Here is an 18,853-nt window from a genome sequence, read left to right as displayed (position 1 = left end):
ACTCATCACAAAATTCTTCAAACACAACTTTAATCTCCGGAAAAGAACTCTGCTCCGACGCCATTTCTAATATTCGGGCAGAATCGAGCAAGTAGACAGCTCCCAAGTTTCCGGCACTGGATTTCATCGTATGTGCGGCATACTCAAGCGATTTGCGATCCTCCGCCATGATAGCTAACCGCGCTTTTTCAAAAAGGCCGGGAACATGGCTGAAGTAAGTGTCGATCATTTTTCCGAGGAATACCTCACCGCCCATTCGTGTCAATCGCAGCACGGCCACAGGATCAACGATGCCTTTATCCAGCATTGCGAGTAATTTATTCGAGTCGGGATCCAGTTCTGTCATTTCATCCTGTCCTAACATACGATAGTATAGCATTTTTCACTCGTCATGCAAACATGGTTATCGATGGTCAGATAAGAAAAAGGGCAGACTCTCGTCTGCCCTTTTCGTAGAAATATTTGATTGTCGCTACTTCAGAAAGACCATCTTCCGGGTAGCTGAGTAGTTGCCAGCCACTAAGCGGTACCAGTAAACGCCAGCCGACAGTTTTGTGGCATCGAATCGAATCATGTGATTCCCCGCCGCCATCGGTTGATTATCGAGTAATCGTGCGACTTCCTGACCTAATGCATTGTAGATCGTTAGCCGGACAGCGCTTCGCTCAGGCAATGCAAACGATAGCGAAGTCACGGGATTAAACGGATTCGGATAGTTAGGTTCCAACTTGAATTCTCGCGGAAGCGATACGACTGCTGGTGGTTCTTCGACATCGTTTACCACGACTACCATCGTTACCGGAATTGTTACCGTCGATAAATTTGCATTCGTGGTTAAGCGAATGGCAACCCGGTAAGTCCCTAAAGGCATTGACCGGCTGGAGAGATGAACACCAATCGCAGCCGAATCGCCCGGTGCGACTTCACCGCTTTCCGGTGAATACTGAATCCAGACAGTATTGAAAGCGACTTCGTACAAAGCAACCCGATCTGTACCTCCATCAGTCGACAAGACACAAGCCATTGTCCAGAGCATTGGATTCCATCTCGGCGTTAATGCAATGCCGGCGGCTTTTTCACCGGTATTACCGACGGTTGCAACCATTTGAGTTGCTCCCGTGACGACATCGATTTTGACAACAAATGCACCGTTGTCGTTTGCATCGCGTTGGAACGAATACAACCGCATACCATCGATATCGGAAGGATACCACGCCAATCCGTAAATGTTTCCGGTATTGGGCAATTGAGCTACGTGTTGTCCGTCGCTCAACCGAATCGCATAAATTGGACTCATCCGGTCACTGTAGTAAAGCAATCCGTTTGCGGTATCCACTGCTATGGAACGGGCAGGATTGACATTGGTCGCGAAAGTACGAACTACGTGGCCAAGCGAATCGATTTGGCAGATGTTCCGGTCAGAGGAACCGTAGAGATAGGTTCCATCCCAAGCTAAATCCCGCCATCCATAAATCGATAGTGTATCGGGTTGGTTGTAGGATGTTAGCAGATTGCCGTCGCGATCGAACTTATAGAGCTTATTGGGATTCTGCCACGTATTGGCACCAGTCACCCAGAAGTTTTGACCGTCGAATTCGACGCCCAGTAAACCCATATCACCGGTTATAGTTGAAGCATTGAACGAGAAGACCTCATCCCAAGGGGTATCGGTTTCATCGATTTCGTTGCTTTCGCGAACCGGGCCGCGCGGCGAATCGTCGCGATTCGCTTGGTCAGTCGTCAAGCCGCCATACAACAATTGCGATTCCCATGTCAACGTACCGTTCCCGGTATTGCGAATCATAATCTGATAATTCGCATCTTCTCCGACCGGACTTAGCTCAGTATGAATCGAATCGGGTGAGTAGACAAATCCGGGCGAAGTCAATACAAAATTCAAAGTCGTTGTGCTGTCTTCAAAGATTTCAGTGTGAAGAATCGCTGGATTGAATCCTTCATAGCTGGCACGAACATCATATTCGCCAATCATGACATCACTAATGGTATAGTTGCCCTGCGCATTGGTACGACCACTATATCCGCCATTCAGCACAAAGACATCGACATTTTCCACCGGTTGTCCATTATCGGCACGAGTGACATTCCCTGTCAACGTACCGGTGATGAAATTCTGCGCTGTGGTAAATAGAATCGCCCGATTGACATTCGAACCATTGGGAATTGATGCACTGCCCGGTGTGTACGCGTTCCAATAAGAATACTCAAGACCGACACGACGAGTGCTGTCGGAAATTCCGATGGTACAGTAGTCAGTGTCCTCACCGGTTGTGTTGTTAAAAGTTTTGTATTGGAACAGCAATAATGCGTCATTCGTGTACGAGGGGTAAAATGCTTCATCGTAAATGATTAACTGACACTCATTGGCAGCATTACCACCAAACAATGTTTGGAGCTTCCAAGTAACAATCAATCGATGATTTGTTACATCATTGTAAACGTAGACGCCCCCATTGGTGCCACCGGTCGTCATATCGTCCCAAAACACCGAAACGATGTTTGGCGGACCTTCATTTGCCGGTAAATGCCAATTTCGGAAATTGTTATACGCTAACACGTTGTTGATTCGAGTAACACCAAATGCCAGCCAACCGTTTGTACAGATTGTCGCACTATCAAATGTGTTCCCATAGAACTGAACATCAAACGGAAGCGGATACGCTATGCTTTGATCGCCGCCTTCAGCCCCATCGTTGATATTCAAGCGGGTACCGGAACCGCCTAAAGCTGGGATGATTTCCACCCACTCAAATGTCGGGTGCATTATGTAACCGGTATCGGTGTTGTCATACGCAAGATAACCGTAAGCATCGGGACCGGTTGGGTCGCGGGTGGTACGGGTGCCGACAGTAATCGGGAAAATCACGGTATCTCGCAAATCACCAGCACCAAAAGCAACGCCCAGTGATGCTTGGGTACCAGCCATTGTCAACACATTCGCAGAAATTGTGAAGCGTTGGTCGCTTGTGTTCGTCGAGTTTGTTCCAATCGGTAAAGCCGAGTAGGAAACATCGGAACGGTTCACCGAGATGTACGGGGAAAGCGAGAACATCGTCGCATTGGTTTGGTTGACTGCGATTCCACCGACGTTACGGACAGTAACACCGACATTCACCGAGCCACCGGGCGTTAACGTGGTTACCTGACCCTGTGCATTGTACAATGCGCTGCTGATGTAGCGTACTTCGATGGATTGGACAGTCAGTGGCACTGTCAACACTCGCGAATACGTCGGATCACCGGCGGTCACCGCTAACTGCAACGGTACGACTTCATTATGAGCAAGCCCCGCTAACAACTGAACACGGAAACTGCCAGCACCAAAAGCACTGTCATTCGGAGCGATGTTGGCATAGGTCTGGGTACTATTTGAAATTGCAATTCGCGGATCGGTTGTAGTCAAAGTCGCTGATAAACCGGTTAACGTAAGACTAGCGCCACGGTTAGCTAAACGAATGTTTAGGTCGATTGTCTCGCCTGGATTACCGTTTTGGTTGCTATTGCCGATCGTTCCACCGCTGTTATCGTCGTCGACAACAAATTGTGATAACGCGAGATCGGCAGGGTTTTGCACAATTGCGACCGTATCGATAATCGGATACTTGTCACCATCAACATTATCGTCAATCACAGTAACGAACATATCGCCCGGCGTGCGGTTGGTTAAAGTTAACAGGACGTTGCCGGTTTCATCAGTAAAGCCACGGGCATAGGTTTCAGTTACCCCTTCGGTATTTTTCTTCCATGCCGTTACCAACTGATCGGGTACGCCGTTTGCACCTAACATTACCCGTAAGGAGAGTCGATTAGAACCGAGTCCCATCGTTTGTGGGATGTTGGCAGTGATATAACGGGGAACGCTTGTCCAAAGCAAAGCAGTCGCATCACCCATTAGGTTGTTGTAGTTGTTAAAGTCGGTAACGCGAGATGATTGATTTACTTGGTAGTTTCGCCAGCATTGAAATTTCCCCGACCAACCCATCGGACCGGGTTGGTGCATGTTCAACGGGCCGAAACCGTAGTAGATTCCAGTGGCTACGACATTGTTGAAGTTCACATGGGTGCCGGCAGTCGCCGACGCCATGCCGGCGATTGCGCCAGCAGGGTTCGCTGCAGTTCCCAACCGGATCAACTGCTCGTGGGTACCGGTCGAACCACCCGCCCAGTCGCCCGAGTTACAGGTAATGTTAAAAGCCGCGAAGCATTTATTGGGGTTATTGATTGAAGCAACATCTCCTGAACCAATCTCTCCGGTCCAGCCGGCACGATGCGCCCATAACACTGCACCGGGATTCAATCGCGAGTTTATCGTGGCGGAACTGACATGACCACCATGGGTATCGAATGGAGTATTCGTAACCCCATGACGGTGCATCATATCCAAACAAAAACGAATCGCCGGTTCATTGGAGGTGATACCCATACTGGTTCCGGCATACCCCCAGCCACGGCTATACCAAGTGGTATCAGTCATTAATGGTGTACGTTCGTACTTAAGGGTACGACTCACCTGCAATGCCAACTCGTTTATTGATGTACACGAAAGTCTACCTAATGTGATGTCACCAAGAATATCACCACCTGCTAATTGAGTATAACCATGATCTGAGATCGAAGAATTTGCAGGTAGCGCATAGGCACCGGTTGCACCGTCGTCACCGACGAGAATCACATACTCTAATGGATTCGCGCTGGTCGTGTCGTTGTAACGAGACTGAATCACAGTCATTAAACTCGAAGCACTGAGGTTTTGTGCGGTCGTAAAAGTATGCCATTGGGCGGGACGACCACTGGCATTTTTCCAATCGACGAATTGCTGTACTTGAGTTCGTACGTTTGTTTCATCCCGGGAGATAACGAGAATCTGCCCCGGTTTTGCGGTTCGGGCATCAAGGGCTAAATCTTCTGCTCCGATAATGTCGCGGTAGAATCCTTCAAAACTGGGTACCGGACCGGGTGAGTGGATTAACTCGTTTACACTCACCCCACCGATTGGTACCGTTTCGATATCGATTGATTCATACACGCGAACAGTACGGGTCACCGGATTTACTTGTACCGGTTGTACTGCTAAAACACAAATTCGCGCATCGCGGAGTACCGCTGGTTCGGAAACTACTGCGAGCTCACCGGGATACCAATCGTTAGTGGAATAGGTAACTTCGTTACGAGTGAAGTCACGTGCCCGGAACGATGTCTCCGAGGATGCTTCCGGGTATGGTTGTTGAGGAAGCACATCTACATTGGTGTATTCGACATACTTACCTGTTACAATGTTAACTTCGATGTTACCAAGGTTTGGCAAGCGAATCGATCGGGCAATAACTGGTACTAATGGCTTGCCGACTTCCCAAGTTCGGGTTTCCCCTTCGATGTTGAAGTAGGTCCACTCTTTCCCATCGGCTGTAACAAGTTCGGATTGTACTACCGGGTTGCGGAAATGCAACCGCAGATGACCTTTTCCGAGAACTTCATACTCTACAGCAACGTCATTACCAGTCGGTATACCAATAATCACGTCATCGTTGGGCGTCCAATCCCTGCCGAAAGCAAGGGACGATACCAATGCAATCAGAAAAACAATAACCAAGCACCCATATCTCATGGTTGCACTCCTCATCAGAAAAGTAACTTGCAAACGGTTGCCGGGAACCGGCTGAACAAACAAGCGGGTATCCGAGGATGCGAACGATTTGGATGAAGCAAACCACGATACCCGTACTATTCCTCCGAATCGCTCAGCGAAGCGGAATTTTGTGCAAAAAATCTCGCGTTAGTATACAATGAAACCAAGGCAATTGCTATCAAATCGCCTCGAATAATATTAATTACATATTATCAAATACTTACAAAATATTCCATCAAACTGAATGCAAAATTGGTGTGCATTCCTTATATTTATGCACTCAACGGTATATCATGAACCTTCGACATCTCACTGGCTTGAGTGACCAAAATCGCCTTGGTCCATCATATTAAGGATTGAACTCCGATGATTCCTTTTATTCGTTTCCCAATCGTTCTGCTTCTTCTCGTTACTGGTTTCCTAAGCAGTTTTGCAGCAACAGCACCATCCAACGATAAACCAACACAAGGTACAGAGAATCTTGCTCGTTGGTATGAATTGAATCCCGAACAGATTCCCGGAACATCGCCTGCCGAGCGAACTGTAGTGACGAGTAGTATTGATGAAACCGATATCGCAGTCACGATTGGAACCGGAACCAGCACCCAGCGTTTTCCGTTGACCGAGTACTATTGGTTCACCCGAACTCAGGCGATTTATACGGCATCGGAAGTTGGGATGTCGGGTATCATCACACGATTGCGTTGGTATCCAACTTTTGCGAGAAACTGGTTGTATACGGGCGGCTCCAACACGATCCGGATTTATCTGGGACATACGACAAACGCTACTTGCACCTCGCAACCTTACGCAGATTTATCCGGTTTGACATTGGTGTACCAATCAACAAGTTATCCGGGCGTAACGACTGCGAATGCGTGGCAGGAATTTGATGTTACCGACTTTAGCTACAACGGCACTGATAATCTCCAGATTGTTACCCAAATCGATTTGAACGGGTATAATACTCCGTTATCCGGTGAAGAGTACCGTTACACTGCGCTGGCAAATTATCGGTTTCAAGTATGGGAACAAGATTATACTGCACCGACCGGCAGCGGCGCACTCAGTTATTATAGACCAAACGTCCAAATCGAATTTAGCACAACTTCTCCAACACCTCCCACGTTAGTCTCACCGACGAATAATGCGACCTTTGTTCCGGTAACAACCACTGTGAGCTGGGCAACGGGTTCCTTTACAAACAATGTCGATGTGTATTTATCGACGTCGCAGAGCGATGTGACTACGATGCAAAGTGGCGCAATCGTATCGGCAGCAAATACCTCTACAACCTTTGATCCCCCCAGCGACTTGTTAGCTGGTTCGACCTACTACTGGCGAGTAGTTGCGCGCAACACCGCAACCGGAGAAACCGCGCCCAGTGCGGTCTGGAGTTTCACGACCGCCTCCCCCCCGCTATCGGGAACCAAGACAATTGGCGGCACCAATCCCAATTATGCCAGTTTCACAGCTGCGATTAATGCACTAACTGCATTTGGTGTCGATTCTCCGGGAGTCGTTTTTCAGGTGCGCCCAGGTACCTATAACGAACGGATTACGATTTCGACTATTACAGGCTCATCCCAAACCCGACCCATAACATTCCGACGTGAATCGGGAACGGTAACGCTAAGTGCAACCGGAACGAGTGCCGGTTCTGAAGCAATTGTGAAGTTAAACGGTTGCGATTGGGTCACCTTCGATGGGATAAATGTTTCCGATCTCGGTACCTCCGACAACGATTATTGTGAGTTTGGTTATTGGGTTACGAATGCAGGCGCGACCAATGGCGCTCAAAACAACACGATTACGAATGCAACAATTAGCATGCATCGTGTCAACAATAGCAGCCGCGGCGTCGTACAAACAATTACAACAAATCCTACATCAGCAGCCGGAGCGAACAGTTACAATAAATTCCTCAATCTGAAAATTGAGAACTCACTTTTTGGAATTTACACAACCGGTCATAGCAGCTATCGCGATATCAATATGGAAATCGGTTCGACTACTCCCGGGGTAAACGATACCTCGCGAATGGTGGTTGGAAATGGCGGTAGCGACGATATCGGCGGCTCAGGATCAACTTATGGCATATTCCTTAGTAATGTGGAAGCACTTTGGCTGCACGACGTCGATGTACGAAATGTCTTCTCAAATAGTAGTCACGTTTACGGAATATCTATCCAGAATGCGTATGGCACCAATGTTGTTTCCGGGAACCGGGTTCACAATATCCATAATACCTCCGGCGATATAAGTTCGACCGGTACGTTGTATGGAATCTCCTGCAATTCTGCAAGTAGTTCCGAGATTCGCTGTTTCAATAACACAGTATCCGGTTTCTATCATCCCCGAACGATTGAATCGACCTCGCGTTTCATCTATGGAATCTACGCTTCGGGAAATATCGTCAGCATCGACAACAATACTGTAATCCTTTCGCCTACGACAGTTGGTTCCTCGAATATTTGCGTTTACCTCGGTTCGACGACAGCGACACTGCGCAATAATCTCATCGTGAACAATACCGGTGCGCAAACAACTGCGAAGCATTACTTGTTTTACGTCGGTGCTACAAACATCACAATCAACACCAACTGCTATTCGATGGCAAACTGGAATGGCGGATACACAACCTACTACTCCTCCAGCGACCGGCAATACATTGACGACTGGCGATATTACTCAGGAATGGATTATCAATCGGTCGAAGGGTATCCGTGGGTTGTGAACGAAAGTACTGGTGACCTTCGCATCCAAACGGGAACATATTCTCCGGGCAGCAATTTAGGCACGCCGTTAGGATGGATCACGACCGACATTGAGGGGAATGCGCGAAATGCAGTGACTCCCGATATCGGTGCTGATGAAGGAGTATTCGCTTCGACTACCCCGGTCAATGGCATAAAAACAATCGGCGGTACTTTGCCGGACTATCCTACTTTCACAGCGGCTGTGCAAGCTCTTATGAAGTTTGGCGTCGGGGCGGGCGGCGTCACTTTCAACGTGCGGCCGGGAACTTATGTCGAACGGTTAAGTATCCCTCCGATTCCCGAAGCAACCGACCGAACACAGATAACTTTCCGCCGAGAAAGCGGTGCGGTAACGTTAACCGAAGTCGGTTCCGCCGCGAGTAACGATGCCGTTTTACGTTTCGCTGGCTGCGACTGGGTCACCTTTGATGGCATCAACATCGTTGATGCGGGAACATCAGCGACCGATTATAATGAGTACGGCGTTTGGATGGCTGCCACCAGTGCCACCAATGGCGCTCAGCGCAATACTTTTAAGAATGCAACGATTCAGATGCACCGCGCTAATGCACAGAGTATGTGTATCAACCAATCGCAGTACACAACTCCCAATAGCCCGAATGGAGCGAACAGTTACAATCGCTATTTGAATTTGCGGTTAACTGATGCACGTTATGGCGTTTTCTTGAATGGTAACTCCTCCTATCGTGACATGAATACCGAAGTAGGTTCGACCAGTAGTTCAATTGCCGATACGAACCGTTTCCGAGTAGGAATCGTCCCGGATGATATTGGCGCTGCTTCCGGTACGGTGACGGGTATTTATGCAAACAATCAAGAGGCAATGCGGATCCATGACTGTGACGTCACGAATCTGTACCAACAGACCAATTCGGCGACAATTAACGGAATCCACTGTACGAATACATACGGAACCTGTGATGTCAACGGAAATCGGGTATTTGGTTTGCGGAATACATCCAACGATATCTATGCCACCGGTTCCATTATTGGTATTTATCTGAACAGCTCTACGTCAGGTACGAATCTCCTAAGATGTTTCAACAATACGATTTCTGGATTTAGCCATCCGCGAACTATTGAGACAACTTCCCAGAATCTGCATGGGATTTATACGACAAGTGGTGCATCGCAAATCGAATACAATAGTATTCTGATCAATCCCGCGAACTCTGGCGCATCAAATACATGCGTCTTTATCAGCGGCGGAAGCGTCACGCTCCGCAACAATATTTTCTACAACCGCACGGCGAACCAAACCACCGCGAAACATTATGGAATATACCTTTCCTCTGTTTCCAGTTTCACATCGAATAATAATCTATTCTACATCCCGAATCAGCAGAATGCGTTTGTCGGATACTATTCGAGTGATCAAACGACTTTGGATGCGTGGCAGTCATATACGGGATACGATTATTCATCAGTGCAAGGGAATCCGCGGTTTATCAGCGAAGACGGCAACGATCTCCGGATAATAGCCGGCGTCTATTCGCCGGTAAACAATGCTGGTACAAGCACAGCCTATGGACCGACTGATATCGAGGGGGATACCCGCAGTGGTTCAACACCCGACATCGGTGCCGACGAAGGAAATTTTGCATCGAGTGCTCCACTTACTGGAGTGAAAACGGTTGGCGGTAATGCTCCCGATTATGCTACGCTTACCGATGCTGTCAATGCGCTTGCATTGTACGGCGTTGGAGCAGGTGGTGTAACATTCTCAGTGCGACCGGGGACCTATTCGGAACGGCTGGTAATCTATCCAATCGATGGCGCTTCCGCAGCAAATCCAGTGCTCTTCCAGAAAGAAAGTGGAGCGGTCGTCGTCACTTCGCTGGGAACCAGTTCAACAACCGATGCGATGATAAAACTGAATGGCTGCGATTGGGTAACCTTTAGTGGCATCGACGTCTTGGATGCCGGAACCAGCAGCAGCGATTACGTCGATGACGGATATTGGATCACGAATTTTGCCGGAAACAATGGTGCGACCAATAACACCATTCGCAATGCAACGATTTCGCTAAATCGTCTCAACAACTGCTACGGTGTTATTCAAACGAATTCCCTGACCCCAACATCGACACTTGGTTCGAACAGCTCGAACCATTATCTAAATCTCAAATTCACGAACATGAAAATTCCGGTATACTTATCTGGGTATACAAGCTTCCGTGACCTGAACTGTGAAGTTGGATCTACCACAAGTACCGTAACGGATACGAACCGGTTCCGGATTGGCTTGTTGGCGGACGACATCGGAAGTACTTCTGGATCAGTTTATGGTATGTATTTCTACGGGCAAGAGAATTTGTCGGTTCACGACTGCGATATCGGGAACATGTATCAACAAAGCAGTAGTTCCGCACTCTATGGCATTTACACGAATCAGATGTTTGGAACGACGGATATCCGGGGCAATCGGATTTACCAGCTTCGCAACACATCGAACGATGCTAATGCAACTAGCTCAATCTTCGGAATGTATTTAAACAACTCAACTTCGGGCACCAATACGATTCGCTGTTATAACAATACGATTTCCGGGTTACATCATCCCCGTACAAATGAAACAGCAACGACCTATCTGTTTGGCATCTATGCGTTAAACGGAACATCTTACGTTGATTATAACAGCATATTGCTGAATCCGACGACGATTGGCGCATCGAATGCTAACGTATACGTCAACAATGCATCGGTTTACTTACGGAATAACATTCTTTACAACCGCACCAATGCACAGACAACTGCGAAGCATTACGGTATTTACGTTGCCTCCGTTTCTTCATTCGTCTCGAACAATAATCTCTTTCACATTTCCAATCCATCGAATGGCTTTGTCGGTTATTACAGTTCCGATTTAGCAACACTGGATGCATGGCAATCTTATGTAGGCAGCGATTACGCGTCGGTTATCGGCGATCCGCGCTTCCTAAATGAAAATGGAAACGATTTGCGGATTATGGCGGATGTCTACACACCCGTCAATAATGCCGGAACGAGCATCGCGCACGTCACTACCGATATCGAAGGAGATGCCCGCAACGGATCGACCCCGGATATCGGAGCTGACGAAGGAAACTTTGTATCCGGCAATCCGTTGACCGGCACCAAGACTGTTGGCGGTTTATCACCCGATTACATTACTATCGCCGATGCTGTCAATGCATTAGCGCTGTACGGTGTAGGTACGGGTGGTGTAACCTTCTCAGTACGACCGGGCACCTATACTGAACGTTTAACCATACTTCCCGTCGATGGCGCTTCGGCAAGCAATCCCGTCGTTTTCCAAAAAGAGAGCGATGCCGTTGTCATCTCGGCAGTTGGTACGAACGCATCGAATGACGCAGCGGTTAAGTTCTTCGGCTGCGATTGGGTTACGTTCAGTGGAATCAGCGTAAGCGATGCTGGAACGAGTGGCGCGAATTATCTGGAATACGGTTACTGGACAACCAATCTGACGGGCACTAATGGCGCGTCAAACAACACGATCCGCAATGCAATAATATCGTTAAACCGGACCAATACCTCGTATGCGATATACCAATCAAACAGCGTTACTCCAACGTCAGTGAATGGCGCTAACAACAACAATCGGTTTTTGAATCTGAAGATTCAGAACGCTCGCTATGGTGTTTATAGCACTGCCAACGCCAGTTATCGCGATGTCGGTAACGAATTCGGATCAACCTCCACCTCGATAACCGATGCAAATCGTTTTGTAATTGGTACTGGCGGTGGTGACGATATCGGTTTCACAGGAACTGGGTATGGTATCTACTTGAACAACCACCAAACTTTCCGGATTCACGATTGTGATATCTCGAACATCTTTACGAATTCGAGTTCGAGTACGGTGTATGGTATTATTGTAAGTAATTCGTATGGTGTTTGCGAAGTTGCTGGTAATCGGGTGTATAATCTTCGCAACTCTTCCAGCGATCCAGCTTCGACCGGACCCATCCATGGCATCTATCTTATCCCAACTACCGGAAGCCATGAAGTCCGTTGCTTTAACAATACTGTTTCCGGGTTCTCGCATCCGCGAACTACCGAGTCCGCAACACTTTACATATCTGGAATTTATCTGGCAAACGGAAATGGTTATATCGATCATAACAGTGTACTAATCGATCTTTCGAATGTCGGTGCCACATCAGCATGTTTCTACAATAGCGGCTCCGCTATCATCCGTAACAACATTTTCTACAATCGCACGGGGATCCAATCGACAGCACGGCATTATGGATTGTACTTCAACACTGGTTCGATCACTTCCAATAACAATCTATTTTATCTCCCTATCGCTTCAGGGGGTCATGTCGGTTATTACAACGGCGACCGGACATCGTTGGACGCGTGGCAATCCTACACCGGATCGGATAACGCCAGTATCGTCGGGAATCCGCGGTTTACCAGTGAAGTAGCCAACGATCTTCGGATACAACCTGGTGTTTACTCACCTGTGAATAATGCAGGAACGTTTGTCTCATGGGTAACATCCGATATCGATGGGCTCTTGCGTAATACGTCGACGCCGGATATCGGCGCAGATGAAGGAAACTTTGTTTCCACATCGCCACTAACCGGCAACAAAACAATTGGTGGTGTCGCCGCTGATTTTGCAACGTTTACTGATGCAGTAAACGCATTACAGCTTTATGGGGTAGGCGCCGGCGGTGTTACTTTCTTCGTTCGACCCGGCGTTTATAATGAGCGCATCATCATCCCACCAGTAACCGGAGTTTCAGCTACCAGTACGGTAACATTTAAACGGGAATCGGCAGCCACAACCATCGCTTCCACTGGCACCAGTGTCAGTAATGATGCCTTAGTGAAACTCCATGGCAGCGACTGGATTGTGTTCGATGGCATTGATTTAACAGATGCTGGTACATCAGGAGCTGACTATTGTGAGTATGGTTTCTGGGTTACCAATTACTCAGGTACTAACGGCGGCACGAACAATACGATCAAAAACGCAACAATAACAATGCATCGAGACAACACATTGTCGCGAGCCGTCTACCAATCAAACAGCGACGCACCTACTCAAGTAAATGGCGCAAATAGTTATAACCGGTACTTAAATCTGCGGATAACGAATACGCGCTATGGCATCATGTTGACAGGTCATGGCACCTATCGCGATATCGGTTGTGAAATTGGCTCAACATCGCCAATTGCATCCGATACCAACCGGATGGCAATCGGATTGGGAACAAGTGACGATATCGGAGGACCAAGTTCGGGATTTGGCGTTTATGTCACCAATGCGGACGGAGTTCGAATCCACGACATTGATGTGTCAAGAGTCTTTGCCTCGAACCCCGGTCAGTCGGTTTACGGTATTTATACATACAACACTTTTGGTATCTCGGAAATCTCCGGTTGTCGTGTCACGCACTTACGGAATAGTGCGGTTGATGCCAGTTCATCGATAACCGTTGCTGGTATTTATACTTACAACAGCGGTGTAGCCGGTATCGAAACCCGCGTTTTTAACAACTTTATCTCTAATTTGAGCCACCCTCGCACAACCGAGCTGGCGACTGTCTATTTGTACGGATTAGCCAACGCAGGTGGAACGGTGTATTTCGATAACAACAGCATCGTTATGAATCCTACCACGGGTGGCGCAACAAATGCCAATATCTATTTGACCGGCAGCAACGCAGTACTTCGCAATAATATCCTGGTGAATCGCACACCAAACCAATCGACATCACGACATTATGGGATATACTATACATCGGGTATCGGTATTATATCGAACAATAACTGCTTCAACATTACGAATACCTCCGGTTATACCGGGTATTATAGCAGTACAGCTTATGCGACTATCGGGAACTGGCGATCAGCTACCAGTCTCGATGCAAATTCTGTAACTGGCGATCCAAAGATGGTGAATGATACTACCGGAAATTTACATATCCAGTTCGGTATCGATACACCCATCAGTAATGCAGGCACCATAGTCGATTGGATCAACACCGATTTAGATAACGAGACCCGTTTAGCAACTCCAGATATTGGCGCGGATGAAGGAGCATTCGGATTTGTCGTATCTTCCCCATCTCCGGTAAGTGGTGCGTCCAACATTCCGACCAATGTGACACTTTCCTGGACAGCGCCGGTCGGATCAACCGGATATGATGTTTATCTCGCTACGAGTAATCCGCCAACAGCTCTGTTGTCTTCGAATCAAGCAGGAACAAGTTTCACTCCGCCAGCACTCATTCGAAACAGTGTGTATTACTGGCGAGTAAATGCCCGCGTCGATACTACAGTCGGTACGGGTCCTGTATGGTCGTTCACAACCGGTAACGGTTCGGTACCCAATGCTCCTGCCAATGGTGCGATAACGAATGTCAGTTCGAATTCGTTCACCTTCACTTGGGCAGACAGCTCAAACGATGAAACCGGATTTGTGGTGTACCGATCCACCGATGGCTCGACGTTTACTCTTCTGCAATCGCTACCACCGAATACTGTTCAATTGCCAGTAACTGGTTTACTACCGAATAGTCGTTACTGGTATCGGGTGTTTGCTGCGAACGCAACCGGCAACTCAATTACTGCTGCTGAGGCGAATGCTTGGACGCTCGCTAATACTCCACAACCCCCGGTTATCGGTTCTTCCGGCGCTTTGTTCCTGCAAGTGACACCATTGAATGCGGGAACGGCTAATCCAACTATCACTGAGTACTCTATTTACGAAATCCGGACAATGCAATGGGTGCAATCGAACGGAACACTGGCAGCAACTCCGTTCTGGCGGACGTTAAACGATTGGCATACCGTAACCGTGACGGGTTTGTCAGCTACGGCGAGCTATTCATTTACGACGCGCGCACGAAATGGAGCGGGCATCGAGACAGGTAGTTCGTTAGCAGCCGATGGTTCGACAACTGCCATCGTCGAAGATTTTTCAACTGCGACTTTTCCGCCTTATGGTTGGAGTCTGGTGAATAGCGAAGCGGATCTAACTTGGGGTCGTTATACCGGAAGCAACGGCAATAATGGTACAGCAACCCTAAATTTTGCGAACTACTTCCCGGCTTCCGAACAAACCGATATTCTCTGGTCACCGCCATTTAACACAATCGATGCCGGTGACGCTAAGATTGAATTCGATTGGTGGTATGAAAGTGGATTTGCAGCAAACGATGGACTGGAAGTGATTCTTTCAACCGACAATGGTACAACTTGGTCATCGCTTTGGCTTCGAAGAGCAGTATCAACTACACCAAGTTTGCGAACAGGTACCGGTGGTGGATTGAACCAACCAGCTGCCTCAGGTTGGAGTAGAGCAATTGTCTCAATACCAAACAACGCTTTGGGTCTTGCTAATCTGAAACTCGGTTTGCGAACATTTAACCAATACGGACCGGCATTGTTCATCGACAATCTTACAATCTATACAACTGCGATGCCGCGCTACACCTTCACTACATCAGGACAAGATTTTGGTAATGTCGATGTTAACTCAACTGCTTCCGCTACGGTGTATTTGTTAAACCGTAGTCAATCGGCGGCAACAGTAGAAACGGCGACGAACGTCGTTGCGAAGTTTGTTCGCAATTTCAGCGTACCGTTTGTACTACCGGCAAACGACAGTATCCCATTGACAATTCAATTCCAGCCGGATACCACCTTGCTTTGGCGTGATACTTTGCGGCTCACGCTGACCGATAATACACCGGTATTACTACCGTTATCCGGTACGGGAGTAGGCTCCTATGTGACACTATCGCATAGTTCCCATGCTTTTACCACTGCAATCGAACCGACTCGAGTCGATTCCTTTATGGTCAAGATCGTGGTGCGCGGTAATCGAGCATTGGATAACGCATACTTTGCAACATTTTCCGGTCCCTTCTCCGGCGGAGTTGTACCGACAATTCCAGCGGGTGATTCGGCGAGTGTCGCGGTTTACTTCCAACCAACGACTCAAGGGAATTTCAGTGGGTCAATCGGATTGCTTTCCAATGCGATTAATGAGGATACTCTGAGAATTACTTTGAGTGGGAATGCCCGCTATGTTCCCGCAGCCCCGGGTGGATTATCAATAACGCTGATGGGTGAAAACGCCCGGTTGAATTGGGCACCGGTCGACACATCGATTAACGGTGTACCGATAACTGTTACGAGGTATTTACTGTTCTTCCGAAATGTGGGAACCGGTCCATGGTACTATCTCACATATACTAATGGACCAAGCACAACAACCTATGATCATGTCGGGGTTCGAACGCACAGCCCAGCGATGTATTATCAGATTACTTCGTGGGTATCCGATACCGATTCACTGGATGATGTGTTACCGCCACCGGGTACAACCATCACTCAAGAGGAACTCTATCAACGGCTATCCCGAGCACACGAGAAGAGGCATTCCTCGAGCAAATAGTAAGAAGCAATAGCTTAAACGATAACAACGCCGGACGAAAGCCCGGCGTTCTTTTCATAATTAAGGATTGACTGCATTGAAATAACAATATTTGGCATTTATACATAGAATAACAAAATTCATTAAACTGTCGGGTTTCCTTGTATATCTAACAAACTGTACACCATCTTACGACATCTAACTTTTGATTGGGAGGTTTTGTGAAAGCAGTGATCCGGATTTTCCTTCTTTGTGTGTTTATCGTGCTCACCTCTTCTGTATACGGTCAACATCTTGTTTATCTCAGCAACGATGCAATAACCGGCAATGGCGCACCCGCTTACGGTTATAGCCAATTCTTCTCGAAAACAAACAACTATCTGTATGTTTGTAACGGGAATCAAATTGTCATCTTCACAGCAACCATCGCGAACGATCCCGTATTCAATCGGAATTTCACTGGCGGTATCTACTGGAACATGGTTATCGATGGCAATTATAGTTACATCGCTGCCAATACGAACGGTGTTCGCGATTACGACATGAATACTGCGATCTTTCCTCGACCATCTTTTATTGGGTCGGTTCCCACTGCAAACGATGCCGCAAACATTGCTAAGGTCGGTGACTATATTTACGTAGCCCGCGGGTTTTACGGCCTTGGTACTGTAAATGTAACCAATCCAGCGACTCCCGTTTTAGTGAATACGTACACCGATGGTGCGGCAAATTGGAATAGTGTAACAGCTAACAGCAATATTATCGCTGCTTCTCGAGATGGTGGTTTCCGTACCTTTACTCGCGTCGATCCAGCACAGCCGCAAGCAGCAGTATTTGTTCCGCTATCGGCAACGCCTACTCAGCTTCACTTGGCAGGCAACCGGTTATTCTTGCAAGTTTCGAGCGGTGCCGACTCCGGTATATCGATTTACGATGTAGCGACCCCCTCGAATCCGATATTGCTTGCACGCACGAATCGCGCAACAACAACTTACTTAGTCGACGGGAACTATCTGTATGCGGCAACTTCTCAAGGTGGCAATCTGTCGCGCATTTATTCGTACAGTATTGCAAATTTACCCACGGTAGCAGTTATCGACAGCTTCACCCAGAATCTGGGACAAGTCCTCAATATGTACCGCGAAAATGCAGTGATGCACGCAATTCGTTTTGACGGTTCTCAACGCGATATGATGACATTTGATATATTGGGCGAAGTTACATTAACAACCCCGAATGGTTTCGATACGTTGTATACAGGTGACAATGCGATAATTCAATGGCAAAGTAATCGTACCCCCGGTATAGCACGCATCGAATTGAATCGTAATTATCCTACTGGTGAATGGGAATATGTAGCCGATGCCGCATTTACCGATGGACAGTACACATGGCCGGTGGCTGGTCCCATCACCTCAAACGCAAAATTCCGAATTCGCTCGCTGCAATACAGCATTATCTCAGATGAAAGCGACGATACATTCGCAATAATCGATCGAAGCATATCATATACATCACCAGCTGCTGGTTCGACTCGCTACATTGGCGATAGCGACACAATCCGTTGGAGTCATGTCGGTCTTACCGGGAGTGTTACTCTGGCTTTAAACACGAGCTATCCTTCGGGAACGTGGATCGATCTTGGCACTACCGATGTCACGAATGGCAGTTTTGCATGGACGATCAACACCATAGCGACAACTACCGCCCGTTATCGTGTGACCAGTCAAAATTATCCAACGCTATCCGATATGACGGCAGGTGATTTTACTGTATCAAATAGAACGATCACTGTTTTGTATCCGAACGGGGGTGAAAACCTCTATATCCAAGATACCGCAACGTTTCGATGGTCTTCACAAAATGTCACCGGAAATGTTGTCGTCGAACTCAATCGCAGCTATCCCAGTGGCACTTATTCGACATTGGCAACAGTTCCGGTCGAACAGGGTCAAATCAGTTGGCCGGTTACTTCGCCTTCAACATCAACAGCCCGGATTCGTGTTCGCAGTGTGAATTACCCGATTG

Annotated in this window: 4 protein-coding genes; 2 read left to right on the top strand and 2 right to left on the bottom strand. The window is 47.8% G+C overall.

Annotation, left to right across the window (positions count from 1 at the left end):
• Positions 1-379, bottom strand: a 379-nt coding sequence (locus OEM52_07510; protein ID MDK9699973.1) for an Hpt domain-containing protein, incomplete at its 3' end; no start/stop codon positions are given.
• A 93-nt stretch (positions 380-472) separates the two neighbouring features.
• Positions 473-5,623: a C25 family cysteine peptidase gene (locus OEM52_07505; GenBank protein ID MDK9699972.1), complete on the bottom strand. Its 5,151-nt coding sequence runs from the start codon at positions 5,621-5,623 to the stop codon at positions 473-475.
• A gap of 387 nt (positions 5,624-6,010) precedes the next feature.
• Between OEM52_07505 and OEM52_07500 the strand changes: the two genes are divergently transcribed.
• Together OEM52_07500 and OEM52_07495 are read left to right on the top strand one after the other, a co-directional pair.
• Positions 6,011-16,846: a fibronectin type III domain-containing protein gene (locus tag OEM52_07500; GenBank protein ID MDK9699971.1), complete on the top strand. Its 10,836-nt coding sequence runs from the start codon at positions 6,011-6,013 to the stop codon at positions 16,844-16,846.
• Between the two features lie 200 nt (positions 16,847-17,046).
• The coding region (locus OEM52_07495) for a hypothetical protein (protein ID MDK9699970.1) at positions 17,047-18,853 on the top strand (1,807 nt) is incomplete at its 3' end.

It is taken from the genome of bacterium (assembly GCA_030247525.1).
Classification (GTDB): domain Bacteria; phylum Electryoneota; class JAOADG01; order JAOADG01; family JAOADG01; genus JAOTSC01.
This window is presented reverse-complemented; position numbering and strand designations above follow the sequence as displayed.

Excerpts from the sequence above, each read along its gene's own strand:
- OEM52_07505 (MDK9699972.1), bottom strand. The coding sequence starts at position 5,623 with ATGAGATATGGGTGCTTGGTTATTGTTTTTCTGATTGCATTGGTATCG.
- OEM52_07500 (MDK9699971.1), top strand. The coding sequence starts at position 6,011 with ATGATTCCTTTTATTCGTTTCCCAATCGTTCTGCTTCTTCTCGTTACT.